A 26,730-nucleotide genomic window follows, 5' to 3' on the forward strand; every position below is an offset into this window, starting at 1 on the left:
CGCCTAGAACTTCACATTGTAGGACAGTTCCGCGGTGCGCGGCATGCCGAGCTGCCACATGGTCGTGTTGCCCGACGTGGTGTAGACGGTGTCGAACAAATTGTAGACGCGCAGTGCGAAGGTCTGCCGGGCGTCCGGCTTCCACATCAGCCCGGCATTGACGACGTTATACGCCGGCCGCACCAGCGTGTTGGCGTCGTCGGCCCAGGTGTCGCCGACGAGCTGGATGCCGGCATTGGCCGACCAACCCGGCGCGAACGCCCAGGTCGCCCAGATGTTGCTGACGATCTGCGGCACGTTGTTGGGGACGTTGCCGGCGTAGTTCACCACCCGGCCGCCGACCACCTGGGTGAAGTCGTCGTATTTGGCCCGCAGCCAGGCGACGTTGGCGTCGAGCCGGATGGTTTCGGTGACCTTGAGGCCGGCCGAGGCTTCGATGCCGCGCGACGATTGCTGGCCGATCTGCAGCGGATTGGTGTTGGCGGGGTTCTGAGGATCGCGCGCCAGAAGGTTGTTCTTGACGATGTGATATGCCGCCAGCGTCCACTCGGCGCGGCCGCCGGCGAGCTGCTGCTTGATGCCGACTTCCACCTGCTTGCCGGTCGACAGCGAGAAGTCGCGGTTCACGCCCGTCATGGTGATCAGGTTGGTGACCGGATCGACCGCGGTCGAATACTGGCCGTAGATCGAGAGGTTCTCGATCGGATTGTACACCGCGCCGACCCGCCAGCTCGGCGCCGAGTAGGTCTTCTCGAAACTGTTCGAAGGCGAGAGGAAATCAGTGCGCTGCACCGTCGGATTGTCAGAGCGGATGCCGCCGATCAGCGAAAGCTGGTCGGTCAGGCTGAGCCGGTTTTCGGCGAACACGCCATATTGCGTCGTTAGCGTATGGAAGCTCGGCCGTGTCGGGCTCACCGGCAGGAAAGTGCCCGGATCGAAATTGTACGTGGGCACCGAGGAAGTGCCGGCGTAAGGCGAGTTGTTGGTGTGGGTGAAGGCGATGCGGTTGACGTCGAAACCGGCGACGAATTCGTTGGCGAGGCCGAAGACATGGCCCTTGAAGGTGGTGTCGAAGCGGTTGCCGATCTGCTCCTGGTCGTGAAAGATCTCGATATAGGAGCTGCGGTTGATATTTCCGGTGGTCGGGCTGAACACGTAGCTCTCGACGTCCTTCCAGTGCCGGTGCGTGCTGAGATAGTAGGTGACGTTCTTCACCGAGACGCCTTCTGCAACGTCCCACTCGGTCTTGAGCTGGGTCCAGTTGTCGCGATAGCGGATCGAGGCATCGCCGACATTGTAGTTCTGGAAGCGCAGTGACTCGTCGAGCCGGCCGTTCACCAGAGGTGTGCCGAAATAGCGCGACGGGCTGCGATCGGCGTAGTCTTCGCTCAGCGTAAAGGCGAGATTGTCGGCGGCCTGTACCCGTACCGAGCCGGACACCGCGACGTTCGATGTCTTGTCACGGTCGACCCAGCCGTCCGACATGTTGCCGATCGCCGCCAGCCGATAGCTGACATTGGGATTGATCGGGCCGCCCGAGTCGACCGCGAGGCGCCGGGTCAGGTTGGTGTCGAGCGAGATCTCCGCCTCGTTGCGCGCCACATCGAGCGGCTTCTTGGAGATCACGTTGATGGCGCCGCCGATCGCGCCTTCGCCATACATCACCGAGGCCGGGCCGCGGAGCACTTCGATGCTCTGCGCCGTCCAGGTGTCGAACGGGAACGTCATGGTGCCGGAGCCGACATACAGCCGGGTGCCGTCGTAGAGCGACATCACCGTGCCGTTGCCGGTGAAGCCGCGCGTGGTGAAGGCGAGGCCGCCATTTCCCGGACGCGGGCTCGCGGTGAACCCGGTGGCGTTCTGCGTCACCGCGTCGATCACGTTGTGCTGGCCGCGCTCGGCGATGGTCTCGGCGCGAATCACTTCCACGCTGGCCGGCGTTTGCAGCGGCGTCAGGCCGAGCCGGCTGCCGGTCGAGGACGGGGTGCCGAGGTTGAAGGTGGGGGCGGTCGCCGCGGTCGCTGTCGGCTGAGTGGGCGCGGGGGCGGGCGTCGCGACCGGACGCGCGGCGGCGCGGCGCTGGCGCGACGATCCGGCATTTGCCGTCGCGCGCGGCTTGGCGGCACGTACGGTCTGGCCCTCGACCACGATCGGGTCGAGACCGCGCGGATTGGCCGAGGCGGTTTGCGCAAGGCCGTCGACCGGCCAGAGCAGAGGGACGAGGGCGACAGAGGACAGCAGGCGACGATTGCGCCCGAGAGGCAGAACGGCGGGAGTCATTTTTCTTGGCTCGCGGCTAACGTGGCACGTCACCGCGAAACAGGTCTGCCGCAGCCTTCTTGTGGGCTCCGGTTCGACTCGCACCAGGACACCCCGCCCGATGTGCTCGCGTGTGACCACGACTGACGGCAGGTCTCCTGGCTCGCGGGTCGTTGCCGTTCACCGCCTTCCCAGGACGAAAGCCCAGTGGCGTGTGGCGAATGGCTCGCCGCTTACAGTTGCGGGGGCAGCCGCGGAATGGAGCCCGAAGACCCGCACCGCGTTCCCTATTGATCCCTTCCGGGAACCGTCGCTGGTCACGGTATTGGACATACGGCAGCGGTGTCAACGAACCGAACGGAAAAAATCCAGTCAGTCCAAGGGGCAGCGGCTGCACTATGAAATTACCTATCTCAGTGACGGTGTAGGTAATGTTATAACATTACATCACTGGGTCAAGCAGTCTGAGGAACAAAGCCGGAGGCGCTCCGGGGCTCGTTCCGGCGGCCACCGCGCCGAAGCGGGTCTGTCCATCCGCAACCGTCATTGTTATTTCGCGATTTCTGCGTATATTGCGTCGCAACGCGTGCTGGTGCCCGGTCCTATTCGGCCGGGCCTGTTTTTTGCGATTTCAGATTGCGATTGCCCGGCGCGTTTCAGACATAGGCTGGCTTCGGCGCGCCCTTCGGCGCATCCCGCGGTGTGCCTATGATCTCGCTGATCAGGCAACGCCCGCAGGACCGACAGAAGAGCCATGACCCTCCGTAACATCGCCATTATCGCCCACGTCGACCACGGCAAGACTACTCTTGTCGACAAACTGCTGCAGCAGTCCGGCACCTATCGCGACAACCAGCGCCAGGTCGAACGGGCGATGGACTCCAACGATCTCGAACGCGAGCGTGGCATCACCATTCTGGCGAAGTGTACTTCGGTGGTCTGGGGCGACACCCACATCAACATCGTCGACACGCCCGGCCACGCCGACTTCGGCGGCGAAGTCGAGCGTATCCTGTCGATGGTCGACGGCGTGATCGTGCTGGTCGACGCTGCCGAGGGCCCGATGCCGCAGACCAAGTTCGTGGTCGGCAAGGCGCTGAAGCTCGGCCTCAAGCCGATCGTCGCGATCAACAAGGTCGACCGCTCCGACGCCCGCGTCACCGAAGTGGTCAACGAGGTGTTCGACCTGTTCGCCGCGCTCGACGCCACCGACGAGCAGCTCGACTTCCCGATCCTGTACGGCTCCGGCAAGAACGGCTGGATGTCGGACAAGCCGGACGGCGATCCGAGCGAGGGCATGAAGCCGCTGTTCGAGCTGGTGCTCAAGCACGTTTATCCGCCGGTGGTGGAAGAAGGTCCGTTCCGCCTGCTCGGCACCATCCTCGAAGCCAATCCCTATCTCGGCCGCATCATCACCGGCCGCATCGCGTCGGGTACGGTGAAGCCGAACCAGGCCGTCAAGGTGCTGTCGCGCGACGGCAAGCTGGTCGAGCAGGGCCGCATCAGCAAGATCCTCGCCTTCCGCGGCCTCGAGCGCGTGCCGCTCGATATCGCCGAAGCCGGTGACATCGTGGCGATCGCCGGCCTGACCAAGGGTACCGTCGCCGACACCTTCTGCGATCCGGCCGTCGATACCCCGATCCAGGCGCAGGCGATCGATCCGCCGACCGTGTCGATGTCGTTCATCGTCAACAACTCGCCGCTCGCCGGCACCGAAGGCGACAAGGTCACCAGCCGCCTGATCCGCGACCGCCTGCTCCGCGAGGCCGAGGGCAACGTCGCGCTGCGCGTGGTCGAATCCGCCGACAAGGACGCGATGGAAGTGTCGGGTCGCGGCGAATTGCAGCTCGCGATCCTGATCGAGAACATGCGCCGTGAAGGTTTCGAACTCAGCGTGTCGCGTCCGCGCGTCGTGCTGACCCGCGACGAGAACGGCCAGCTGCTCGAGCCGGTCGAGGAAGTCGTGATCGACGTCGACGAGGAGTTCTCCGGCGTCGTCGTGCAGAAGATGAGCGAACGCAAGGCCGAGATGATCGAGATGCGGCCCTCGGGCGGCAATCGTCTGCGCCTGGTGTTCTACGCGCCGACGCGCGGCCTGATCGGCTACCAGGGCGAACTGATGACCGATACCAAGGGCACGGCCATCATGAACCGGCTGTTCCACAACTACCTGCCGTATCGCGGCGAGATCCAGGGCCGCCGCAACGGCGTGCTGATCTCCAACGATCAGGGCGAGGCTGTGGCTTATGCGATGTTCAAGCTGGAAGATCGCGGCCCGATGATGATCGAGCCGGGCTGGAAGGTCTACAAGGGCATGATCGTCGGCGAGCACACCCGTGACAACGACCTCGAGATCAACGTCCTCAAGGGCAAGCAGCTCACCAACATCCGCACCACCTCGAAGGACGAAGCGGTGCGCCTGACGCCGCCGATCCGGATGACGCTGGAAAAGGCGCTGGCCTATATCGAAGACGACGAGCTGGTCGAGATCACGCCGAAGTCGATCCGGCTGCGCAAGCGCCTGCTCGACCCCAACGAGCGCAAGCGCGCCGAGAAGAGCAAGCAGGCGGTCGCCTGATCGTCTGTCTGATACTCTGACTTTCCGATGCCCGGCCTTCGCGCCGGGCATCGTCGTTTCAAGGCCCCTGACATCGAACCGCCGTCAGCGCCGTGGTAGGATCGCCCATGCCGTCATCCAGCTTTCCGTCCTCGGTCGACATCGCGATCATCGGCGCCGGTGCGTCCGGCCTCGGTGCGGCGCGGACGATGGAGGGGACGGGTCTGTCGGTGATCGTGCTTGAAGCGCGGAATCGGATCGGCGGCCGGGCCTGGACCCGGATGGTGACGCCGGAGATCGCATTCGACGTCGGCTGCGGCTGGCTGCATTCGGCCGACGAGAACTCATTCGTCGGCATCGCCGAGCAGCTCGGCATCGGCATCGACAAGACGCACCCGCCGTGGGGCGAGGCGAGCTTCGGCGATGTGTTTCCCAAGCGCGACCGCGCCGCCTTCGGCAAGGCGCTCGACGCGTTCTACGAGCGGGTCTGGCGCGCGGCGAAACACAAAACCGATGTGGCTGCAGCGACCTTGCTCGAGCCGGGCAACCGCTGGAATCCGATGATCGATGCGGTGTCGACCTACGTCAACGGCGCCGAGCTTGATCGCATCTCGGTGCACGATCTCGAATCCTATCGCGACACCGGCATCAATTGGCGGGTTCGCGAAGGCTACGGCACGCTGATTGCGGCCTACGGTGCGCCATGTCCGGTTGCGCTGAACTGCGTGGTCGAGCTGATCGATCACTCCGAGCGGCAGATCAAAATCAAGACCTCGCTCGGCACGCTCAATGCCGGCCAGGTCATCATCACGGTGCCGACCAATCTGATCGCCGACGAGGCCATCAGGTTCTTGCCGGCGTTGCCCGGCAAGGTCGAGGCCGCGCGCTGTCTGCCGCTCGGCGTCGACGACAAGGTGATGCTGAAGCTGTCCGATCCGAACGGCTTTCCTGCCGACGGCAACTTACGCGCTGCCACGATGCGGAGCGCGATGGGGACGTATCACCTGCGCCCGTTCGGCCATGATTGTATCGAGGGCTTCTTCGGCGGCCGCTACGCGCGCGAGCTGGAAGACGCCGGCGAGGGGGCATTCGCCGCGCAGGCGATCGACGAGATCGCCGATCTGCTCGGCAACGACACTCGCCGCAAGCTGTCGCCGCTGGCGGAATCGCGCTGGGCTCATGATCCGTTCGCGCGCGGCGCCTATTCGCACGCGCTGCCCGGCCATGCCGGTGCCCGCGGCGTCTTGGCGGCGCCGGTCGATGGCCGGCTGTTCTTTGCCGGGGAGGCGACCTCGCCGGAGTTCTTCTCGACCGCCCACGGCGCGCGTGATTCGGGCGAGCGTGCAGCGCGACAAGCGATCGATTGTCGCAGCGGTGCAGGTTTCGCAGCGAACTAACTTCCACCAGACGTGTCGCGACTGCCGCAAATCGGCGCGGAAATACGCAAGTCGTCCGGTGAGTTGTCCGATTCCGGCACAGCGCGGGCGGCGTCTGGTGCAGAAAATCCACACGTTAACCGATAATTAACGTTGGAGCTTGAAGCCGGCCCCGCGACTTGCTTTGATCACCGTCATGAGCACGACCCTGATCGAGGTACGAGCGGCAAGGGCAGCGGATGCGTCCGCGGTCGCGGCCACCCATGACGAAGCCTGGCGTTCCGCGTATCAGGGCATCATCCCGGGTGCGGAGCTGGAAAAGCTGATCAACCGCCGCGGTCCGACCTGGTGGGACTCGGCGATCCGCAAGGGCAGCCGAATCAGCGTGCTGTGCTTCGGCGACAAGATTGCCGGCTACGCCAATTACGGTCGTAACCGCGCCCGCAGCCTGCAGTTCGAAGGCGAGATCTACGAGCTTTATCTGCGCCCCGAGTTCCAGGGGCTCGGCTTCGGCCGCCGCCTGTTTGCCGCCGCCCGGCGCGATCTGGTGCAGAGCGGCCTGAAGAGCATGGTGATCTGGGCGCTGTCGGATAACGAGCCGGCGACCGAATTCTATCGCGCCCTCGGCGGCCGGATGGTCGCCCGCTCGTCGGAGCGGTTCGGGCCGAAGTCGCTCGACAAGGTTGCGTTTGCCTGGAGCAACTAAGCTTTTTGCGCTGGCGAACGCCGCCAGCGCAGGCTATTCGGGTGGTTCCTGAAATCAAATCAGTCTGGAGCTCTTGATGCGCATCGACGCAATCCCCGTCGGCGTGAACCCTCCGTATGACGTCAACGTCATCATCGAGGTGCCGGTCGGCGGTGAGCCGATCAAGTATGAAATGGATAAGGCTGCCGGTACCCTGGTGGTCGATCGGTTCCTTTATACCTCGATGCACTATCCGGGGAATTACGGCTTCATCCCCCACACCCTGTCGGACGACGGCGATCCCTGCGACGTGCTGGTCGCCAACACCCGCGGCATCGTGCCGGGCGCGGTGATGAGCGTGCGGCCGGTCGGCGTGTTGTACATGAGCGACGAAGCGGGCCACGACGAGAAGATCATCGCGGTACCGTCGTCGAAGCTGACCCAGCGCTACGACCGCATCAAGACCTACTCGGACCTGCCGGAGATCACGCTGGCCCAGTTCCAGCACTTCTTCGAGCACTACAAGGACCTCGAGCCCGGCAAGTGGGTCAAGGTGGTGCGTTGGGGCGGTGCCGACGAGGCTCATAAGCTGATTCTCGAAGGGCTCGACCGGGCCAAGCAAGCCAAGAAGGGCTGAGCGGCCGGACGAAACGCCGGCGAACAGGAGTTCTGATGCGCCGGCTGCTTCGATGGATTCGGAACCTGGTCGCGATCGCCGTGCTGGCGGTCGCGGTCCTGGCCGGGGTGCTGGCCTACAACACCTTCCGGCACGGCTCGCGGCAGATCGATGTCGCCGCAGTGCCGCCGATCGCGATCGACGAGCAGGGCGCCGCGCAGCGGCTGTCGCAGTCGATCCGCTTCCAGACCATCTCCAATTTCCTCAATCCCGAGCAGGACGCCGAGGCGCTGCGCGGCTTGCGCGCGCACATCGAGGCCAGCTTCCCGGCGTTCCACGCGGCGGCCAAGCAGGAGGTCGTCGGCGGTCACAGCCTGCTCTACACCTGGGCAGGCAGCGACCCGCAGGCCAAGCCGATCGCGCTGCTCGCGCATCAGGACGTGGTGCCGATCGCGCCGAAGACCGAAGCAGACTGGCAGCAGCCGCCGTTCAGCGGCGCGATCGAAGGCGGCTTCGTCTGGGGCCGCGGCTCGTGGGACGACAAGGGCAACCTCTACGCGATGCTGGAGGCCGCCGAGCTGATGGCCAAGCAGGGCTTCCGGCCGAAGCGGACAATCTATTTCGCGTTCGGCCATGACGAGGAAGTCTCCGGCCTGCGTGGCGCCGCCAAGATCGCCGAGCTGCTGGCCTCGCGAAATGTCCGGCTCGATTTCGTGCTCGACGAAGGGCTCCTGATCACCGACGGGGTGATGAAGGGCCTCGACAAGCCCGCCGCGCTGATCGGCGTCTCCGAAAAGGGCTACGCCACGCTGGTGCTGACCGCCCGCGGCACCCCGGGCCACTCGTCGATGCCGCCGCGCGACACCGCGATCGGGATGCTGGCGGCGGCGCTGACCCATCTCGAAGACAACCGGCTGCCGATGCGGATCCGCGGCTCGGTGGCCGAGATGTTCGACACGCTGGCGCCGGAGATGAGCGGCTTCAGCCGGGTCGCGCTGTCGAATCTCTGGCTGTTCCGGCCGCTGTTGCTGCGCGAATTCGCCAAGAGCGGCACCACCGCGGCGATGGTGCAGACGACGACCGCGCTCACCGTGTTCAACGCCGGCGACAAGGACAACGTGCTGCCCGGCGTCGCCGAGGCCAGCGTCAATTTCCGCCTGCTGCCGGGCGACACCCAGACCAGCGTCACCGATCACGTCCGCAGCGTGGTCGCCAACGACAAGATCGCGGTGAGCGGCTTCGAAGGCAATTTCGATCCGCCGCCGGTGACCGGCACCAGCAGCCCGTCCTATCAGGCGCTGAACCGCACCATCCGCGAGGTGTTTCCCGACGTGATCGTGGCGCCGGGCCTGATGATCGCCGCAACCGACTCGCGGCACTATGCCCAGGTCGCCGACAACATCTTCCGGTTCTCGCCGGTCCGCGCCACGCCCGAAGACCTCAAGCGCTTCCACGGCACCAATGAGCGCATCAGCATCAAGAACTACGCGGACATGATCCGGTTCTACGTGCGGCTGATGCAGAGCACGGCCGGTTAGACGGAAGCCTTTCCACGTCATTGCGAGCGAAGCGAAGCAATCCAGGGGCCACGCTTGCGGCCCCTGGATTGCTTCGTCGCTCCGCTCCTCGCAATGACGGGGAGATGTCTTGCCGGACTACACCGCCGGCTTCGGCAGGCCGTGGATCGCGCAGGCGGCGCGGACGGTGTTGACCAGCAGGCACGCCACCGTCATCAGGCCGACGCCGCCCGGGACCGGCGTAATCGCGCCGGCGACTTCCTTGGCCTCATTGAACGCGACGTCGCCGAGCAGCTTGTCCTTGCCGCCGTCCTTGCCCGGCGTGCGGTTGATGCCGACGTCGATCACGGTGGCGCCCGGCTTGATCCAGTCGCCCTTCACCATCTCGGCCTTGCCGACCGCGGCGAACACCAGATCGGCCTGGCGGCACAGCGCCGGCAGATCGCGGGTGCGCGAATGCGCGATCGTCACCGTGGCGTTCTCGTTCAGCAGCAATTGCACCAGCGGCTTGCCGACCAGATTGGAGCGGCCGATCACCAGCGCGTTCATGCCTTCGAGCGAGGCGTGCACCGTCTTGGCCATGATGATGCTGCCGAGCGGCGTGCACGGCGTCAGCGCGAACAGACCTGAAGCGAGCCGGCCGGCATTGGTCGGGTTGAGGCCGTCGACGTCCTTGGCGGGATCGATCGCATCGATCACCGCGTTGCTGTCGAGCCCCTTGGGCAGCGGCAATTGCACCAGAATGCCGTGCACGGCCGGATCGGCATTGAGCTTTGCGATCAACGCCATCAGCTCGGCCTGCGGCACGTCGGCCGGCAGCCGGTGTTCGAACGAGGCCATGCCGGCCTCCTGAGTCTGCTTGTGCTTACTGCGGACATAGACCTCGGAGGCGGGGTCGTTGCCGACCAGCACCACCGCCAGGCCCGGCGTGATGCCGTGTTCGGTCTTCAGCCGCGCGACTTCGGCGGCGACGCGGGCGCGTAGCTCGGCCGAGATGATTTTTCCATCGATGATCCGGGCTGTCATGTCGTCCTCTTTGCCTGTCCCAGCCGATGCGTCCGCATCGAAATGACAACGCCTCCCCGGAGCGGAGAGGCGAACGGTGGATCGCCCTCGCGGGCCTCCCGGGAGATTATTCGGCGGGCTTGGCCGCCACCAGGCGGCGCAACGCCTCGCCGAGCTGTTTTGGATCGCCGTCGATCGCGATCTGTTTCTGCCGCGAGGTCGCGCCCGACAGCAGCCTTACATTGCGTTTCGGCACGCCGACCGCCTTGGCCAGCAGCTCCGTCACTGCCCGGTTGGCCTCGCCGCCATCGGCGATCGCCCGAACCCGCACTTTGACCACCGGCCGCCCGTCGGACAGCGTTTCCAGCCCATCGATGTCGTCCCGGCCGCCGCGCGGGGTCACCCGCACCGCTACCGCGACACCCTGAGCCGAATACCGCCAAGCTTCCGCCATGCCGGCCTCCGCCTGCCCGGCGCGGTTAGAACACTGCCGGGTAGATGTAATAGGTGATCACGCGCTGCAGGAACATGATCAGAAGGATCAGGATGATCGGCGAGATATCGAGGCCGCCGAGCGAGGGCAGCAGATTCCGAATCGGCGCCAGCAGCGGCTCGGTGATTCGGTACAGGAACTCGGACACCGCGCCGACGAACTGGTTGCGCGTGTTCACCACGTTGAAGGCGATCAGCCAGGACAGGATCGCGGAGGCGATCAGCAGCCAGATGTAGAGATCGAGGATGATGAGAACGATGTCGAGAATGGCGCGCATGGCGGGGGAAAACTCGCGGTTTCGGTCGCGGAAAGCTCGAGCCGTAGATATCGGTTCACCCCCGTCCAAACAAGGGAACTCGGCGGCAATAAAGCCGCGGCCGGCCGATTTCGATCCGTCCTGTCGTCCTTGACTTGGCCGCGACCTGCACTGTAAATGGCGGCGTTCGCTGGCCGGGACGACATGTCCTGACCGCGCAAGGGGCCATAGCTCAGCTGGGAGAGCGCATCGTTCGCAATGATGAGGTCGGCGGTTCGATCCCGCCTGGCTCCACCAACTTTCCGGGACCAAGACGGAAAGTTGGCGACCTTCGCGACACGATCCCAGCACGGTTTTTCTGAAAAATAGGACGAACCCTCGGTCTTCGACCGCTGATTTGTCGCGTCTGACCTTTGATAGCCCGACAGCCGGCTGACGGCCGCCGAGCGTCCCCATCGAGACGCCCGGCGATCGACTCTCGATCACACGCTGCTGAAGCGCGGCGGGCGCTTTTCGACGAAGCTGGCGACGCCTTCCTTGAAGTCGGCGCTGGCGAGCGAAATCGCCATCTCGCGATTGGCCTCGATGGTCGCTTCCGCCAGGGTCTGGAACGGCACGTCGTAGAGCTGGCGCTTGATCACCCGCATCGAGGCCGGCGCGACGTTATCGGCGAGGTCGCGGGCATAGGCGTAGGTCTGCTCCCGGAGCTGATCGGCCGGATACAGCCGGTTCACCAATCCCATCCGCAGCGCCTCGTCGGCCGACACACGGCGGGCCGATAGCAACAGATCGAGCGCGTTGGCGTGCCCGACGATCTGCGGCAGCATCCAGGAGATGCCATGCTCGGCAATCAGTCCGCGCCGCGCGAAGGCGGTGGTGAACACTGCAGAATCGGCGGCGAAGCGAACGTCGCAATACAGCGCGTGGACCATGCCGATCCCGGCCGTGGCGCCGTTGAGCATGCCGATTATCGGCTTGGGAATCGATGGATAGAACGCGTAGCGGGTCTGCCAGTCGGCCCTGCGATTCATGTCGAACGGCGGCAGATCGGCCGCGCGGCGCACGTCGGATGGATCGATGTTCTGCAGCACCTCCATGTCGGCCCCGGCGCAGAAGCCGCGGCCGGCGCCGGTCAGCACGATGACGCGCACGTCGCCATCCGAAGCCGCCTGCTGCATCGCAGCCCGCACCTCGCGCTCCATCACCGGCGTCCACGCATTCATGCGGTCCGGCCGGTTCAGCGTGATGGTCGCGATCCGATCCGCGACCTCATAGAGGATGTCCTGGTAGCTCAACGGCGTTTCTCCCTTTGTTGATTGTTGTTGGGCGCACGATCAGCATCGTGCGCGTCGTCGCCCGCCGCGGGCGATAGATTTCAGGCGCGGCGCGAGCCCTTGGGCCGGGCCAGATAGTCCTCAGTTTCGGGGCGCTGCTGCAGCCAGCCGCTCCATTTGCGGAAGACTTTGGCCATCCGCTCAGGCGCGACGCCGAGCTGCGCCATCGCCACGCCGCCATTGACCGATTCATGATACTCCGCGATCAGCGCGCCGCGCAGCACGAAGCGGCTCATGCCGTCGATCACCACGCGCTGGCCTGCAAAGTCGGGTACGGTCGAGGTGAAGCTCGACAGCGACCATGCGTAGCCGAGGTCGCCGTTGCAGACGGGGTCGAACATCTCCCAGCGATAATCGGCGGCGTCGCGATGAAACAGGTCCTGCATCATCGCGGCGATCTCGGCGCGTCCGGTGTGCGGGCCGTAGATGTAGTCGTGGTACGTCGCGTCTTCGGTGAAATGGTTGGCGAACTTTGCGCCGTCGCCGGATTCCGCCGCGCGAGTCAAACTCTCCAGCAGCCGCGCGAATTCCTCGCTCGTCATGCGCACTCCCTTGCTGCCCCGGTCATGGCCGCCGAAGCTTGGCAGAGAGCTTAGCAATCGCCGCGGCCGCGAGGGAAGCGGATTTGCAGCGGGGAGCCCGGCGCTATTCCGCAGCCTCACGCAGCGCCGTCACCGGTGCGCCGAGGGGCGCGCGCGACAGCCAATGGTCGAGGAAGTGTTCGAGCCAGATCCGCTCAGCGAGATCGTGCACGGCGCGTTCGGCAAAATGCTCGCGCCGCGGCCGCGCGCCGGGAAGCGACAGTCGTTCCTCTCCCTTGGTGGTCCAGCGATGCATCATCGCCCACGTCACGTCGGGATGGAATTGAAAGCCGAAGGCCGTATCGCTGCGGATCGCCTGCACCGGAAAGTCGCCGCCTTCCGCCAGCAGATCGGCACCGGCCGGCAGCTCGAAGCCTTCGACGTGCCAGTGGTACACCTGCCGGGGCCAGTGCGCGCACATCGCGCGGCCCGCGGCGGTGGGGCGGATGTCGTAGTAGCCGACTTCGGCACGGCCGTGAGGATGCGGTGCCACGCGGGCGCCGAGCTGCTTCGCCAGCATCTGCGCACCGAGGCAGATGCCGAGGAACGGCCGCCGTTCCTTCAGCGGCACAGCGATCCAATCGATCTCACGGCGGATGTAATCGTCCGGATCGTTGGCGCTCATCGGTCCGCCGAACATCACCGCGCCGGCGTGTTCGTCCAGCGACGGCGGAAGGGAATCGCCGAACCGCGGCCGGCGAATGTCCAGCGGATGGCCGAGCGCGCGCAGCGCATTGCCGACGCGGCCGGGCGTCGACGTCTCCTGGTGCAGAACGATCAGCACCGGTCTCGGATCATTGGTCTTTGCAGGCTGCAGCGCAGGCGAAGATGCCCGGCCGCAATCGGTCAGTCGAACAAGCATGGGAGGGTCAGTCCAGAACCGCGCCGAACAGAATTGCCGCACCGCCGATCAGGATGTCCGGCGGAAGATGACAAATTCTTAAAGCAAGGCTCGGGCCAGATCATGGCCCTGCGCAAATATCAGCGACGGCGCAACTGGAAGCCGCTGACCGCGGCGGCGATAAAGCCGCGCGGGAAGAAGCGCAGCAGGAACGGCACGATCTTCACGCCCAGACCCGGCAGCACGATCCGCTTGTTGTCCATCAGGCCCTGATAGGCCTGACGCGCGACCTCTGCGGGCGACACGTTGAGCACGGCGCTGTCGAAGCCCGGCTCGAAGCCGGCGCGGTCCTGGAACTCGGTCTGCACCGGGCCCGGACACAGCGCGGTCACGCGCACGCCTTTAGGACCGAGCTCCTGGTGCAGCGCTTCGCTGAACGACAGCACATAGGCTTTCGACGCGTAGTACACCGCCATGCCGGGGCCGGGCAGGAAGCCGGCGATCGACGCGACATTGAGGATGCCGCCGCGCAGGCGGGCGATGCTGTCGGCAAACCGCAGCGTCAGATCGGTCAGCGCCCTGATGTTGAGGTCGATGATACCAAGCTGGCTTTCGCGATCGAGCTCGACCGCGCGGCCAAACAGACCGTAGCCCGCATTGTTGATGAGGTACTCGACCTCGACGCCTGCCGCGTTCAGAGCCGAGATGATCTGTTCGGCAGCGCCCGGCTGGCCGAGATCGCACGCGATCACGATCGGCTCCGGTCCGCCCTTGGCGCGAATGTCCGCCGCAAGGGATTCGAGGCGGTCGCCACGCCGCGCCACCAGTGCCACGCGATGAGCATTGTCTGCAAAAATTCGCGCCAGTTCGACACCGATCCCGGCCGATGCGCCTGTAATCAACGTCACTCGTTCAGTCACGACAGGAAACTCATGTTTCAAATGGGCCGAACGGCCTCCAGGGAACAGCTATGGCCTTATGCGGGAAGCAAGCAGCGTGCAAGGGCCGATGCGGCTTGCAGGGCCGAAACGCACGCTGATGCTGCGAGGCGTGGCGGGACAAATACGGGTTCCCGTTACCCGAGGTTTCGCCGGATTTCTGGTTAGTTCGCGGGATCGACCTCAGGCATACTCCCCATCGTACCGCCCTGGGCTGCGGCGCTGGGCGCGACCGGAGCCTCGGCAGCTACCTTCTGGCGCAGGGTGACGCGGTCGCGGGTCGAGACCGCCAACAGGTCGGCTGCGCGCCACACCACGTTCTCTTCGAATTCGGTGACGGTGCCGTCGGCGTAAACCAGCTCCCACATCATTTCGACGATCCGCAGCCGGCCTTGCTCATTGACCGAACGCATGATCACGCTGGTGAAATGGTAAAGGTCGACGGCTTCGCCCTCGATCAGCGTCGCCGAGGCAATCAGCCGGGACGCAGTCGCGGCGTCGAGACCGAAGCGCTGTTCGAGCAAAGCGTGCAGCTTTTGCTTTTCGACCTCAGACGGGTCGCCATCGATCGAAATCACATGAATCAGCAGCGCCGTCGCGGCGAGGCGATAGCCGCCCTCGTCGAGCGTCAGCTCATCCGGGGCGCTCGGGGCGACGACGTCGGTGATGAATTGGCGCAGTTTGTCCAGCATCGTCTCTCGTCTTTCGATGGGGGCGACGGCTCGTCGCTCTATGGCGTGGAAAGGGAACGCCCGCAATCCTGCCCCGGTTCCGGGGAGTTCCATGACGGTTTGGCAATGCGAACGGGCTTCGTTGGTGCCGCAAGGCTCACCGGGCGGTGAGCCGGAACCGCGGCGACCGATCAGGCTGGGTGGTGACGACCCCAATCGGGACCACCGGCTCGGAATCGATCAGCTCGATCCGGAAGTTGCCGACCACCTTGGCCAGCGCCAGCGTGGCTTCGACCAGGGCGAAATGCGCCCCGATACAAACCCGCGGGCCGACGCCGAACGGCAGATAGGCGAACCTGTCGGGCGGCGGTGCGCCCGGCAGAAAGCGCTCGGGCACGAAGGCGTTCGGATCGCTCCAGAGCTTCTCGTGTCGGTGCAGCAGCCACGGCGCGATCAACATCACATCGTGCCGACGAACCGCAAAGCCCGCGACCTGGTCGGGGCCTGCGGCTTCCCGCACGATCAGGAATGCGGGCGGATACAGCCGCAGCGTCTCGTCGAGCACCGCTCGGGTGAACGGCAGCCGATCGATCTCGGTGCCACCGAGACCGACCCGGCGAACTTCACTGGCCAACCGCTCCTGAGCGTCGGGATCGAGCGCCAACAGGTACAGCGCCCAGAACAGCGCGGTGGCGGTGGTCTCGTGCCCGGCCAGGATCATGGTGGCGACCTGATCGCCGAGCTGAGCGTCTGAGAACGCTTCGCCGGTTTCCGGGTCGCGCGCCGCCAGCATCAGTTCGAACAGGTCGCGCGGCGGCGCGCCTTCCGCCTTGCCGGCTGCACGTCGCGCGGCAATCAGTTCGCCGATGAAGCGCGTCCAACGCCGGCGAAACAGCGCGCGCGAAACATCCTGCGGCGTCGGCCAGCCGAGCGGCAGCAACAGATCGAGAAACCGCGGGCTCGCCAGCCGGGTGCCGTAGTCGATCACGAAGCTGCGTAGCGTCTGACCGTGCGTTCCCATCTCGAACGAGAACATTGTCCGCCCGGCGATCTCCAGCGCCAAATGTTGCATGGTTTCGCGCAAATCCACGGCCGCGCCGGTCTTGCGACGCAACGCCTCGACCACCTCGTCGGTGGCCGAGGCCATATGCGGCAGCAATGTTGCGACGGCACGCGGGGTGAAGGCCGGCGCCAGCGTCCGGCGCTGATGCTTCCAGGCGCGGCCTTCGGCCAGCAGCAGGCCCTCGCCGAGCATCGGCCGCAGCACGCGGATTCCGGTCGCCGTGCGGTGATAGTTGTCGACATTGTCGACCAGCACGTGGCGGATCGCGTCCGGCGTGTTGAGGATGTAGCTGGAGTGGGCGAAGAACCGGCCCCTGACGACATCGTCCTGGTAGGCGCGGTCGCCCCAGCTCGCGATCGCGTTGTTGCGGATCGCGGCGAGCCGGCCGAGCGCCGAGAGATTCTCCGGCGCGCGCGGCGGCGTCGGCGGGATCAGCGGCGCACGGGATGCCGGGCGGTCGTCGATTGCGGCGATGCTCACCTCGAACCCACTCCCTCGTCGTTGTCCAACGAAGGTAGTGTGGGAAACAGGCAGGGAGAAGGCGTCGGCGGAACCCGCAAGCGAGGCGTTCGGCCGCAGCCGTGGCGGCCCAAACTAGGCTCAGAGCATGCCGGGCAGGACGCGATCCGGCGGCTTGTGATTATCCAGGAAGGTGCGGATGTTGATGATCACCTTCTCGCCCATCTCGACGCGGCCCTCGATGGTGGCCGAGCCCATGTGCGGCAGCAGCACGACCTTGCCGTGCTTGGCGAGACGCACCAGCTTCGGATTGACCGCCGGCTCGTGCTCGTAAACGTCGAGGCCGGCGCCGGCGATATCGCCGGCTTCGATCAGCTTGGTCAGGGTCTCTTCGTCGATCACCTCGCCGCGGGCGGTGTTGACGATGAAGGCGTCCTTGCGGATCAGCTTCAGCCGCCGCGCCGACAGCAGATGGAACGTCGCCGGGGTGTGCGGACAGTTCACCGAAATGATGTCCATCCGCGCCAGCATCTGGTCGAGCGAATCCCAGTAGGTCGCGCCGAGCTCGTCGGCGATCCGCGGGGCGACCGGTTTGCGGTTGTGATAGTGGATCTGCAGCCCGAACGCGCGGGCGCGGCGCGCCACCGCCTGGCCGATCCGGCCCATGCCGATGATGCCGAGCCGCTTGCCGCCGAGCCGGCGGCCGAGCATCCAGGTCGGCGACCAGCCGGGCCATTCGCCGCCGTCGGTCAGGAGCGCGGCTCCTTCGATCATCCGGCGCGGCACCGCCAGGATGAGCGCCATGGTCATGTCGGCGGTGTCTTCGGTCAGAACTTTGGGGGTGTTGGTGACGGTGATGCCGCGCGCATGCGCTGCGGCCACGTCGAGATTGTCGATGCCGTTGCCGAAATGCGCGATCAGCCGCAGCTTGCAGTCGGGCTGGTTGACCATCGCGGCGGTGATCTCGTCGGTCACCGTTGGTACCAGGACGTCGGCGGTGCGGGCGGCTTCGGCGAGTTGCTCGGCGGTCATCGGGACATCGTCGAGATTCAGCCGGGCGTCGAACAGCTCACGCATCCGGGTTTCGATCGAGTCCGGAAGCTTGCGGGTGACGACGACCAGAGGCTTTTTCTTAACCGACATTCCAACGCTCTCTGACGAGCTTAACGAGATCGTTTAGTCCCCGTTAACTCAGCTGTTCGACACTCCCGCAGCAGCGTGACCACAGGGGCCGGTCCCGACCATAAGGTCCCTTCCGTTCCTTGGGTTACCGGATGCCTTCCGGCCTTCTCTAGCAGAAGACCGCGCCAAGACAAGGACCCCTGGGTTTCGCCGGAGACGGCCGCGCCGCAAATCCTGCGACGAAGAGGCGTGTCGATGTCGATGAAATACCTGATGGCGGTAACGGCGTTCGCAGGTGCGATGATTTGCGCTGCGACCTTCGCGCACGCCGGCAAGGAGTCACCGTTGTCGGCGAGCGGATTGCCGGTGCCGCGATACGTCAGTCTTAAGTCTGATCACGTCAATGTCCGGGTCGGACCGACCAAGGACAACGACGTCGCCTGGGTTTACACCCGCGCGGGCCTGCCGGTCGAAGTCACCGCCGAGTTCGAGAACTGGCGGCGGGTCCGGGATTCCGAGGGCGCCGAGGGTTGGGTGTACCACTCGCTGCTGTCCGGCCGCCGCACCGCGGTCGTCACCATGAAGGACAAGGACGGCTTGGCGCCGCTGTATGAGAGCGCCAGCTCCGGCAGCGCCGTGGTGGCCCGGCTGCAGGCCGGCGTGGTGGCGCAGGTCAAGCGCTGCGACATGAAATGGTGCCGGATTGTCGGCAGTGGCTTCGACGGCTGGATCGAGAAGCTGCAGCTCTGGGGCGTTTACGCCGACGAGCAGGTCAACTGATCGCGCCGTAGCCGATCCCTGACGGTCGCGGCGAGAGCGCGTAAAAAAGCCCGAGGGCATGCTGCACTCGGGCCAGAATCATTACCAAGAATAACTCGAGAGACGGCGTTCAGCCCTTCTTTCGCAGCCGCACAACGACGTCGACCCGGGCGATCTCGTAGCCATCGGGAACATCCGGCGTCGCCTTGAGCTCGAGCTCGGCATGGGGAATGTCGATCAGCTCGTGGTTGTTCTCAAGGTAGAAGTGCTGGTGCGCCGACACGTTGGTGTCGAAATAGGTCTTGGTGCCGTCGACGCTGACCTGCCGCAGCAGACCGACTTCGGTGAGCTGGTTCAAGGTGTTGTAGACCGTCGCCAGCGACACCGGCACCTTGGCCTGGCTGGCCTCTTCGTACAGCATTTCCGCCGTCAGATGGCGGTCGCCCTTGCCGAACAGCAGCCAGCCCAGCGCCATGCGCTGACGGGTCGGACGCAGGCCGACCGACTGCAGCATCTCGTTGACATCATGCCACGGGCAGCCGTTCAGCCGAGGTTCTGCGTGCGAGTGCGCCTCGTGCGCCGGTTCCTCTTGCAAAAATGCCACTCGTTCACCGATGTCCACTTCCGCAACCCCTAATGCGCGCCTGTTGGAAACTCGACCGTCTGATTATAGGAAGCATTCCTTGTTGGTGCAAGCGCTTCGCAACTAGCGAAGCTCGGTCGATTTGCTTAAGTAAGATCACGGAGGTGCCGCTAGGCGGGGCAATATGCCTATGTTACAGACCCGCGCATTCACCGGACGCGCTTCGCGCACGCACCGAATCGGCCGCGTGGGCAGCCAAAAACCTCACGATCGAATCAAGAAGAAGGCATCGTCGCATGCGGGACCGTCGCTCCAGCTACGAATATGAAGATCTGCTGGCCTGCGGCCGGGGCGAACTGTTTGGCGCGGGCAACGCCCAGCTGCCGCTGCCGCCCATGCTGATGTTCGACCGCATCACCATCATCACCGAGGACGGCGGCGAGTTCGGCAAGGGCCAGGTTCGTGCCGAGCTCGACGTCAAGCCGGACCTCTGGTTCTTCGCCTGCCACTTCAAGAACGATCCGGTGATGCCGGGCTGCCTCGGCCTCGACGCGATGTGGCAGATGGTCGGCTTCTTTCTCGGCTGGGTCGGCGGCGAAGGCCCCGGCCGCGCGCTCGGCCTCGGGGAACTAAAGTTCACCGGCCAAGTGCTGCCGCACATCAGCAAGATCGTTTACAATGTCGACATCAAGCGGGTGATGCGCTCGAAGCTTTGGCTCGGCATTGCCGATGGCTGGCTTTCGGCCGACGACGAGATCATCTACCGCGCAAAGGATCTTAAAGTCGGTCTGTTCAAGCAGACGGCGCAGCCGGTCGGCGGCTAGCGAGTGCTAGCCGAGCCGTGTCTTCAGCCGCGAACGACCCTGGAGTGAACGAGGCGATCACATGAGACGAGTTGTTGTGACGGGGATGGGGATCGTCTCGTCGATTGGTAACAACACCCAAGAAGTTCTGGCGAGCCTGTACGACGCCAAGTCGGGTATTTCGCGTGCCGAAAAGCATGCCGAGCTCGGCTTCCGCTCGCAGGTCCAGGGCGCACCGACGCTGAATCCGGCCGATGTGGTCGATCGTCGCGCGATGCGGTTTCTCGGTGAAGGCGCGGCGTGGAACCACGTCGCGATGGAGCAGGCGCTCGCCGATTCCGGGCTGGAAGAGTCCGATATCTCCAACGAGCGCACCGGCATCGTGATGGGCTCCGGCGGCCCGTCGGCCCGCACCATCGTCGAAGCCGCCGACATCACCCGCACCAAGGGCCCGAAGCGCGTCGGCCCGTTCGCGGTGCCGAAGGCGATGAGCTCGACGGCGTCGGCGACGCTGGCGACCTGGTTCAAGATCAAGGGCGTCAACTACTCGATCTCGTCGGCCTGCGCGACCTCCAACCACTGCATCGGCAACGCTTACGAGCTGATCCAGTGGGGCAAGCAGGACGTCATGTTCGCCGGCGGCTGCGAGGAACTCGACTGGTCGCTGTCGGTGCTGTTCGACGCGATGGGCGCGATGTCGTCGAAGTACAACGACACCCCGGCCACCGCCTCGCGTCCCTATGACGTGTCGCGCGACGGCTTCGTGATCGCCGACGGCGCCGGCGTCTTGGTGCTGGAAGAGCTCGAACACGCCAAGGCGCGCGGCGCCAAGATCTACGGCGAAATCATCGGCTATGGCGCGACCAGCGACGGCTACGACATGGTGGCGCCGTCGGGCGAAGGCGCCGAGCGCTGCATGAAGATGGCGCTGGCAACCACCGGCGGCATCAAGATCGACTACATCAATCCGCACGCGACCTCGACGCCGGCCGGCGACCCGCCGGAAATTGGCGCGATCCGCAACGTGTTCGGCAACGAGGACAAGTGCCCGCCGATCTCGGCCACCAAGGCGCTGACCGGCCACTCGCTCGGCGCCACCGGTGTGCAGGAGGCGATCTACTCGCTGCTGATGATGCAGAACGGCTTCATCTGCGAGAGCGCCCACATCACCGAACTCGATCCGGCCTTCGCCGACATGCCGATCGTGCGCAAGCGCGTCGACAACGCCAAGCTCGGCGCCGTGCTGTCGAACTCGTTCGGCTTCGGCGGCACCAACGCCACGCTGGTGTTCAAGCGGCTGGAGGCGTGATCGCCGGTGCCCGGCGTGCCGATGCCGGACAATCGAAGTGTTAGGATGATCGTCATGGCCGGGCTTGTCCCGGCCATCCACGTTTTTGAAGCACGGTTAAGCCGCGGGTCGTGGATGCCCGGGACGGACCGGGGCATGACGCAGAGGGAAACAACGACATGCAACAACTGATGCAGGGTAAGCGCGGGCTGATCATGGGCGTCGCCAACGACCATTCGATCGCTTGGGGCATGGCGAAGACGCTGCACGCCCACGGCGCCGAACTCGCCTTCACCTATCAGGGCGAAGCGCTGGCCCGGCGGGTCAAGCCGCTGGCGCAGTCGCTGAATTCCGATCTGGTGCTGCCCTGCGACGTCGAAGACGTCGCCAGCGTCGATGCGGTGTTCGATACGCTGAAGGACAAGTGGGGCAAGCTCGACTTCGTCATTCACGCGATCGGCTTCTCCGACAAGAACGAGCTGCGCGGTCAGTACATCGACACCAGCCGCGCGAACTTCTCGCGCACCATGGTGATCTCCTGCTTCTCCTTCACCGAGGTCGCCAAGCGGGCCGCCGCGCTGATGCCGGATGGCGGCGCGATGATTACGCTGACTTTCGGCGCCTCCGAGCGCGCGATGCCGAACTACAACGTGATGGGTCTTGCCAAGGCGGCGCTGGAAGCCAGCGTGCGCTATCTCGCCTGCGACCTCGGCCCGAAGGGCATCCGCGTCAATGCGGTCTCGGCCGGTCCGGTACGGACGCTGGCCGGCGCGGGCATTGGTGATTCCCGCGCGATGTTCGGATTCATGGAAAAACACTCGCCGCTCGGCCGCGGCGTGACGCTGGAGGAACTCGGCGGCTCGGCGCTGTATCTCTTGTCGGACCTCTCCGGCGGCGTCACCGGCGAAACCCACTACGTCGATTCCGGCTACAACATTGTGCTGATGCCGAAGCCGGACGCACTGAAGGCGGACGCCGACAAGGCGTAGCGGATAAGCCGGGCTCTCGCCCGTCGTCTCCTATCAGTCGGCAGTCTGGGCGAGGGGCGCTTTGCGTCTAGTCCAGCTGGCGCGATGAGTTGCGGCGAACGCTGCTGCCGTGCCCGCGTCGCCCTCACCCCACCCCTCTCCCGCAAGCGGGAGAGGGAGCGCGCCGTGCCGGTGGGACGCATCGAACTCAACGTTATCATCAATAATCAGATGAGCTAACGAATCCACGCGAGGCCTCTCCCCAACCGCAGCGGGACTCCCTCTCCCGCTTGCGGGAGAGGGGTGGGGTGAGGGCGACGCGCGTCGCAGCATCGGTCATCCTGGCGAAAGCGGGGATGCAGCCGGCAGGCGACCCGCTTACTTCTTCCGCTTGATCGAATTCAGCGCGCCGGACGAGCGGACTTCGGGATTGGGGGCGCCGTCTGCCTTCGACCACTCGACGACCTGCTCGACGCCGCCGACGTCCAGACGCGACGGGCCGGACAGCACCAGCGTGATCTTGTTATTGGCGCCGGTGGCTTTCAGCTTGCCCGGCTCGTCGCCGGCTTCCAGCGTCGTCGTCACGGTGTTCTTCGCCACGCTGACCACGACGTCTTTGGCGCGGCCGCCGTTGACGATATTGTCCGAGCCCGACACCGACAGCGTCTGCCCCTGCTCGAAACTGACCTTGTGCTTGCTGCCATGCACCGTGATGGTGCGGCATTGGCCGGTCAGAGCGATCTCGTTCTCCGCGCCGTACACGCCGACATTCTTGCCCTGACAGTCGATGTCGCGGCTGATTCCGATGCCTTGAATCGTCAGCTCATCGTCATCGGCATGAGCGAGGCCGACAACGGCCAGCATCGCAGCGGTGATCACAGGCAGGCGAAGCAGCATCAAGACTTCCTTGCGTTGTTGAAGGAACGCAAAGGAAAGCAAACCGATCAAGTATCGTCAACGCACGCCAGAAAAATGGAACCGGAGCGGCGACGCGCGGACATTTCGCGAGATGGCAAACTGATCGAGGTTCGAGTCCATCAAGCGTTGCTATCAGGCCCGCTTGCGGAAACGCAAAAGGGCGACCCGAAGGCCGCCCTTTCGTCTTCATCAACTAATCGTCGCCAGCGATCAGGCCGCGGCCTTCTGCCCGACGATATCGAACCGGTCGGCGTTCATCACCTTGGCCCAGGCCGCGGCGAAGTCCTTCACGAACTTCTCCTGGGCATCCGAGCTCGCATACACTTCGGCAAAGGCGCGGAGCTGGGAGTGAGAGCCGAAGATCAGATCGACGCGCGTGCCGGTCCAACGCAGCTCGTTGGTCTTGCGGTCGCGGCCTTCGTAGATCTCGACCTCGCCGTTCGCCTTGGTCCACTTGGTGCCCATGTCGAGCAGGTTGACGAAGAAGTCGTTGGTCAGCTTCTCGGGCCGCTCGGTGAGCACGCCGTGGGTGGCGTGTTCGTAGTTGGCTCCGAGCACACGCAGGCCGCCGACCAGCACCGTCAGTTCAGGGCCGGTGAGCCTGAGGAGCTGAGCCTTGTCGACCAGCGCCTCCTCCGGGTGCATGAACTGATGCCGCTTGGTGTTGATGTAGTTGCGGAAGCCATCGGCCCGCGGCTCCAGCACCTTGAACGACTCGACGTCGGTCTGCTCGGCCGACGCGTCCATCCGGCCAGGGGTGAACGGCACCTTGACAGTGGTGCCGGCATCCTTGGCGGCCTTCTCGATCGCAGCGACGCCGCCGAGCACGATCAGGTCGGCGAGCGAGACCTTCTTGCCGCCCTTCTGCGCGCCGTTGAACTCGCCCTGGATCGCTTCGAGCTTGCTCAGCACCTGCGCCAGCTCGGCCGGGTGGTTGACCTCCCAGTCCTTCTGCGGTGCCAGGCGGATGCGCGCACCATTGGCGCCGCCGCGCTTGTCCGAGCCGCGGAAGGTCGAGGCCGACGCCCAGGCGGTGGAGACCAGCTGCGACACCGACAGGCCGGAGCCGAGGATCTTTGCCTTCAGCGCTTCGATGTCGGCATCGCTGACCAGCTCGTGGTCGACCGCCGGGATCGGATCCTGCCAGATCAGCTCTTCCTTCGGCACTTCGGGGCCGAGGTAGCGCACGCGCGGTCCCATGTCGCGATGCGTCAGCTTGAACCAGGCGCGGGCGAACGCGTCCGCGAACTGATCGGGATTCTCCATGAAGCGGCGCGAGATCTTCTCGTAGATCGGATCGAAGCGCAGCGACAGGTCGGTGGTGAGCATCTTCGGCACGTGCTTCTTCTCCGGATCGAACGGATCCGGAATGGTCGCGCCCGCGCCCTTGGCACGCCACTGCTTGGCGCCGGCCGGGCTCTGCTCCAGCTCCCACTCGTAGCCGAACAGATTCCAGAAGAAGTTGTTGCTCCACTTGGTCGGGGTGGTGGTCCAGATCACTTCCGGGCCGCCCGTGATGGTGTCGGCGCCGAAGCCGGTGCCGAACTTGCTGGTCCAGCCGAGACCCTGCTCTTCGAGCAGCCCGCCTTCCGGAGCCGGCCCGATCAGCGACGGATCGCCGGCGCCGTGGGTTTTGCCGAAGGTGTGGCCGCCGGCGATCAGCGCGACGGTCTCTTCGTCGTTCATCGCCATGCGATAGAACGTCTCACGGATATCCTTGGCGGCAGCGACCGGGTCGGGGTTGCCGTTCGGGCCTTCCGGGTTCACGTAGATCAGGCCCATCTGCACGGCGCCCAGCGGCTCGGAGAGCTGGCGCTCGCCGGAATAGCGCTCGTCGCCCAGCCAAGTGCCTTCCGGGCCCCAATACAGCTCTTCCGGCTCCCAGACGTCGGCGCGGCCGCCGGCAAAGCCGAAGGTCTTGAAGCCCATCGATTCCAGCGCGACGTTGCCGGTGAGGACCATCAGATCGGCCCACGAGATCTTGCGGCCGTACTTCTGCTTGATCGGCCACAGCAGCCGGCGGGCCTTGTCGAGGTTGGCGTTGTCCGGCCACGAGTTCAGCGGCGCGAAGCGCTGCTGGCCGGCGCCAGCGCCGCCACGGCCATCGGTGATGCGATAGGTGCCCGCCGAGTGCCAGGCCATGCGGATGAACAGGCCGCCGTAGTGACCGAAGTCGGCCGGCCACCATTCCTGCGAATCCGTCATCAGCGCGTGAAGGTCCTTCTTCACCGCCTCCAGATCGAGCTTCTTGAATTCTTCGGCGTAGTCGAACGCCTCGCCCATCGGGTCGGACTTTTTCGAGTTGTTGTGCAGCACCGAAATGTCGAGCTGATCCGGCCACCAATCACGGTTGCGGTGGCCGTGGCTGCCGCCTGAGAACGGGCACTTGCCTGCGCCCTTGTCATCCGTCTTTGCATCCATGGTGTCTCTCCGATCTCGCGTTGCAGTGTTTTCCCGGCGCAATGTGCTGGCGTCTTTGGAAAGTTTCATGACGCCGGCCAGGGCCGGGATCGAATTGAACGCCGCGAGCGTGGGGGATCGCCCGCGGCGTTGCTTCCTGGAGTGAAGGGTGTTGTGTTGGCCGTTCACCCCCCGGAAGTTGTGTTCCAGGTCCGGCATGCAGACCTTGGATCAGTTCTATCATCAGGTCCAGTCGAATTGATTTTGCTCCGCGATCAGATAAACTGATCGCATGATCTCCTTGAGGCAGCTTCGCTATCTGTCGGCCTTGGCCCGGCACGGCCATTTCGGCCGTGCCGCCGATGCCTGTTCGGTGACCCAGCCGGCATTGTCGATGCAGATCGCCGAGCTGGAGCGCACGCTCGGGGTGAAGGTGGTCGAACGCCGGCCAGGCGAAGTGTTTCTCACCGACATCGGCCGCGAGATCGCCCGGCGTGCCGAAGAGGTGCTGGCTGCGACCCGCGATCTGGTGGACTTCGCCCGCCACCGGGCCAAGCCGCTCACCGGCCGGCTCAGCCTCGGGGTGATTCCCTCGTTGGCGCCGTATCTGCTGCCGAAGGTGCTGCCGCTGCTGCAACAGCGTTTCCCCGAGTTGCGGCTGGAGCTGCGGGAAAGCCAGACCCGCCCGCTGGTGGCCGACGTGGTGAGCGGCGTGCTCGATGCCGCGCTGCTGGCGCTGCCTGCCGGGCATTCCGATCTCGACGCGATTCCGCTGTTCGACGACCCGTTCCTGCTCGCCGTGCCGGCCGAGGATCCGCGCTCGGAACAGACGCCGATCGGGGTCGAGGAGATCGACCAGTCGCGGCTGATCCTGCTGGAGGACGGTCACTGCCTGCGCGACCAAGCACTGGCGTTTTGCGCCACTGCGCGCAATCGCGGCATTCAGATAGGTAGTGCCGGCACCGCCAGTTTCGGTGCGTCCAGCCTGACGACGGTGATTCAGATGGTCGCGGGCGGCTACGGCATCACGCTGATCCCGCAGATCGCCGCCGAGGTGGAGCGCCGTGATTCGCGGGTGAAGTTTCTGCGGCTGCGCCGGCCGCAGCCGGGCCGCAGCGTCGGCCTCGTCTTCCGCAAGACCTCGCCGCGCCGCGCCGACTTCGAGGCCTTCGGCGAGGTGGTGAAGCAGGGCATCATCGGCGACGTGCGGCGAGAGACCGCCGTCGCCTGAGACGGGC

24 protein-coding genes, 1 tRNA gene and 1 riboswitch are annotated in these 26,730 nt (G+C 65.3%); of the genes, 11 read left to right on the top strand and 14 right to left on the bottom strand.

Translation table 11 applies throughout. The annotated features are described in order from the left end of the window. Nucleotides 1-3 precede the first annotated feature (3 nt). Nucleotides 4-2,280, bottom strand: a complete 2,277-nt coding sequence (locus tag RPPS3_RS02130) for a TonB-dependent receptor (RefSeq protein WP_107342633.1) — start codon at nt 2,278-2,280, stop codon at nt 4-6. Nucleotides 2,281-2,390: 110 nt separating this feature from the next. After that, nucleotides 2,391-2,586: riboswitch (cobalamin riboswitch) on the bottom strand. A 427-nt stretch (nt 2,587-3,013) separates the two neighbouring features. On the opposite strand from RPPS3_RS02130, the gene typA reads away from it, so the two are divergent. The 5 genes from typA to RPPS3_RS02155 all read left to right on the top strand — a co-directional run bounded on the left by typA (nt 3,014) and on the right by RPPS3_RS02155 (nt 9,031). Next, nucleotides 3,014-4,837, top strand: a complete 1,824-nt coding sequence (gene typA / locus RPPS3_RS02135) for a translational GTPase TypA (protein ID WP_107342634.1) — start codon at nt 3,014-3,016, stop codon at nt 4,835-4,837. A gap of 107 nt (nt 4,838-4,944) precedes the next feature. Beyond that, nucleotides 4,945-6,213 (top strand): flavin monoamine oxidase family protein, encoded by a 1,269-nt coding sequence (locus RPPS3_RS02140; RefSeq protein WP_107342635.1) that lies wholly within the window; start codon nt 4,945-4,947, stop codon nt 6,211-6,213. 175 nt (nt 6,214-6,388) lie between these two features. Next, nucleotides 6,389-6,898, top strand: a complete 510-nt coding sequence (locus RPPS3_RS02145) for a GNAT family N-acetyltransferase (protein ID WP_011155978.1) — start codon at nt 6,389-6,391, stop codon at nt 6,896-6,898. Nucleotides 6,899-6,974: 76 nt separating this feature from the next. Beyond that, nucleotides 6,975-7,514: an inorganic diphosphatase gene (gene ppa / locus RPPS3_RS02150; RefSeq protein WP_107342636.1), complete on the top strand. Its 540-nt coding sequence runs from the start codon at nt 6,975-6,977 to the stop codon at nt 7,512-7,514. Then, nucleotides 7,511-9,031 (top strand): M20 family peptidase, encoded by a 1,521-nt coding sequence (locus RPPS3_RS02155; RefSeq protein WP_283812318.1) that lies wholly within the window; start codon nt 7,511-7,513, stop codon nt 9,029-9,031. Before ppa ends, RPPS3_RS02155 begins: the two co-directional genes overlap by 4 nt. 117 nt (nt 9,032-9,148) lie before the next feature. On the opposite strand, the gene folD is transcribed toward RPPS3_RS02155, so the two are convergent. The 3 genes from folD to RPPS3_RS02170 all read right to left on the bottom strand — a co-directional run bounded on the left by folD (nt 9,149) and on the right by RPPS3_RS02170 (nt 10,785). Then, nucleotides 9,149-10,036: a bifunctional methylenetetrahydrofolate dehydrogenase/methenyltetrahydrofolate cyclohydrolase FolD gene (gene folD / locus RPPS3_RS02160; RefSeq protein ID WP_107342638.1), complete on the bottom strand. Its 888-nt coding sequence runs from the start codon at nt 10,034-10,036 to the stop codon at nt 9,149-9,151. A 106-nt stretch (nt 10,037-10,142) separates the two neighbouring features. Next, nucleotides 10,143-10,469 (bottom strand): DUF167 domain-containing protein, encoded by a 327-nt coding sequence (locus RPPS3_RS02165; RefSeq protein WP_012494136.1) that lies wholly within the window; start codon nt 10,467-10,469, stop codon nt 10,143-10,145. Nucleotides 10,470-10,494: 25 nt separating this feature from the next. After that, a complete protein-coding gene (locus RPPS3_RS02170; protein ID WP_012494137.1) occupies nt 10,495-10,785 on the bottom strand; it encodes a YggT family protein in 291 nt (96 codons plus the stop codon). A 200-nt stretch (nt 10,786-10,985) separates the two neighbouring features. On the opposite strand from RPPS3_RS02170, the gene RPPS3_RS02175 reads away from it, so the two are divergent. After that, nucleotides 10,986-11,061 (top strand) — tRNA-Ala (locus tag RPPS3_RS02175). Nucleotides 11,062-11,246: 185 nt separating this feature from the next. Here RPPS3_RS02175 and RPPS3_RS02180 read toward each other — a convergent pair. The 7 genes from RPPS3_RS02180 to RPPS3_RS02210 all read right to left on the bottom strand — a co-directional run bounded on the left by RPPS3_RS02180 (nt 11,247) and on the right by RPPS3_RS02210 (nt 17,794). After that, nucleotides 11,247-12,059 carry an enoyl-CoA hydratase gene (locus RPPS3_RS02180; RefSeq protein ID WP_107342639.1) on the bottom strand — a complete coding sequence of 271 codons (813 nt, stop codon included), beginning with the start codon at nt 12,057-12,059 and terminating at the stop codon, nt 11,247-11,249. A gap of 80 nt (nt 12,060-12,139) precedes the next feature. After that, entirely contained in the window at nt 12,140-12,640 is a 501-nt protein-coding gene (locus RPPS3_RS02185; RefSeq protein WP_107342640.1) for a nuclear transport factor 2 family protein, read from the bottom strand. Nucleotides 12,641-12,743: 103 nt separating this feature from the next. Continuing rightward, the gene (locus tag RPPS3_RS02190) at nt 12,744-13,541 is read right to left on the bottom strand and encodes a glutamine amidotransferase (protein ID WP_107342641.1); all 798 of its coding nucleotides are present in this window, start codon (nt 13,539-13,541) and stop codon (nt 12,744-12,746) included. A 119-nt stretch (nt 13,542-13,660) separates the two neighbouring features. Further along, nucleotides 13,661-14,440 carry an SDR family NAD(P)-dependent oxidoreductase gene (locus tag RPPS3_RS02195; protein WP_107342642.1) on the bottom strand — a complete coding sequence of 260 codons (780 nt, stop codon included), beginning with the start codon at nt 14,438-14,440 and terminating at the stop codon, nt 13,661-13,663. A gap of 182 nt (nt 14,441-14,622) precedes the next feature. Further along, entirely contained in the window at nt 14,623-15,150 is a 528-nt protein-coding gene (locus RPPS3_RS02200; RefSeq protein ID WP_107342643.1) for a TerB family tellurite resistance protein, read from the bottom strand. Between the two features lie 136 nt (nt 15,151-15,286). Next, entirely contained in the window at nt 15,287-16,672 is a 1,386-nt protein-coding gene (locus RPPS3_RS02205; RefSeq protein WP_107342644.1) for a cytochrome P450, read from the bottom strand. Nucleotides 16,673-16,792: 120 nt separating this feature from the next. After that, nucleotides 16,793-17,794, bottom strand: coding sequence for a 2-hydroxyacid dehydrogenase (locus RPPS3_RS02210; RefSeq protein ID WP_107342645.1), 1,002 nt, complete (start codon nt 17,792-17,794; stop codon nt 16,793-16,795). A gap of 234 nt (nt 17,795-18,028) precedes the next feature. Between RPPS3_RS02210 and RPPS3_RS02215 the strand changes: the two genes are divergently transcribed. Then, nucleotides 18,029-18,553 (top strand): SH3 domain-containing protein, encoded by a 525-nt coding sequence (locus tag RPPS3_RS02215; protein WP_107342646.1) that lies wholly within the window; start codon nt 18,029-18,031, stop codon nt 18,551-18,553. A 109-nt stretch (nt 18,554-18,662) separates the two neighbouring features. Here the strand turns inward: RPPS3_RS02215 and irrA are convergent, their stop codons facing one another. Further along, on the bottom strand, nt 18,663-19,136 hold the full coding sequence (gene irrA, locus RPPS3_RS02220) for an iron response transcriptional regulator IrrA (protein ID WP_413776034.1): 474 nt from the start codon (nt 19,134-19,136) through the stop codon (nt 18,663-18,665). A gap of 275 nt (nt 19,137-19,411) precedes the next feature. Here irrA and fabA point away from each other — a divergent pair, with 275 nt between their 5' ends. The 3 genes from fabA to fabI all read left to right on the top strand — a co-directional run bounded on the left by fabA (nt 19,412) and on the right by fabI (nt 22,195). Continuing rightward, nucleotides 19,412-19,939: a bifunctional 3-hydroxydecanoyl-ACP dehydratase/trans-2-decenoyl-ACP isomerase gene (gene fabA / locus RPPS3_RS02225; RefSeq protein WP_107342648.1), complete on the top strand. Its 528-nt coding sequence runs from the start codon at nt 19,412-19,414 to the stop codon at nt 19,937-19,939. A 61-nt stretch (nt 19,940-20,000) separates the two neighbouring features. Next, on the top strand, nt 20,001-21,227 hold the full coding sequence (fabB, locus tag RPPS3_RS02230; protein ID WP_107342649.1) for a beta-ketoacyl-ACP synthase I: 1,227 nt from the start codon (nt 20,001-20,003) through the stop codon (nt 21,225-21,227). Nucleotides 21,228-21,385: 158 nt separating this feature from the next. Continuing rightward, nucleotides 21,386-22,195 carry an enoyl-ACP reductase FabI gene (gene fabI / locus RPPS3_RS02235; RefSeq protein WP_107342650.1) on the top strand — a complete coding sequence of 270 codons (810 nt, stop codon included), beginning with the start codon at nt 21,386-21,388 and terminating at the stop codon, nt 22,193-22,195. 357 nt (nt 22,196-22,552) lie between these two features. On the opposite strand, the gene RPPS3_RS02240 is transcribed toward fabI, so the two are convergent. Beyond that, a complete protein-coding gene (locus RPPS3_RS02240; RefSeq protein ID WP_107342651.1) occupies nt 22,553-23,071 on the bottom strand; it encodes a DUF3060 domain-containing protein in 519 nt (172 codons plus the stop codon). Between the two features lie 231 nt (nt 23,072-23,302). Next, complete coding sequence (katG, locus tag RPPS3_RS02245; protein WP_199852183.1) at nt 23,303-25,513, bottom strand: catalase/peroxidase HPI; 2,211 nt, start codon at nt 25,511-25,513, stop codon at nt 23,303-23,305. A 271-nt stretch (nt 25,514-25,784) separates the two neighbouring features. Here katG and RPPS3_RS02250 point away from each other — a divergent pair, with 271 nt between their 5' ends. Beyond that, nucleotides 25,785-26,723, top strand: coding sequence for a LysR substrate-binding domain-containing protein (locus RPPS3_RS02250; RefSeq protein WP_107342652.1), 939 nt, complete (start codon nt 25,785-25,787; stop codon nt 26,721-26,723). Nucleotides 26,724-26,730: the final 7 nt, after the last annotated feature.

It is taken from the genome of Rhodopseudomonas palustris, from assembly GCF_003031265.1.
Lineage (GTDB): Bacteria > Pseudomonadota > Alphaproteobacteria > Rhizobiales > Xanthobacteraceae > Rhodopseudomonas > Rhodopseudomonas palustris_H.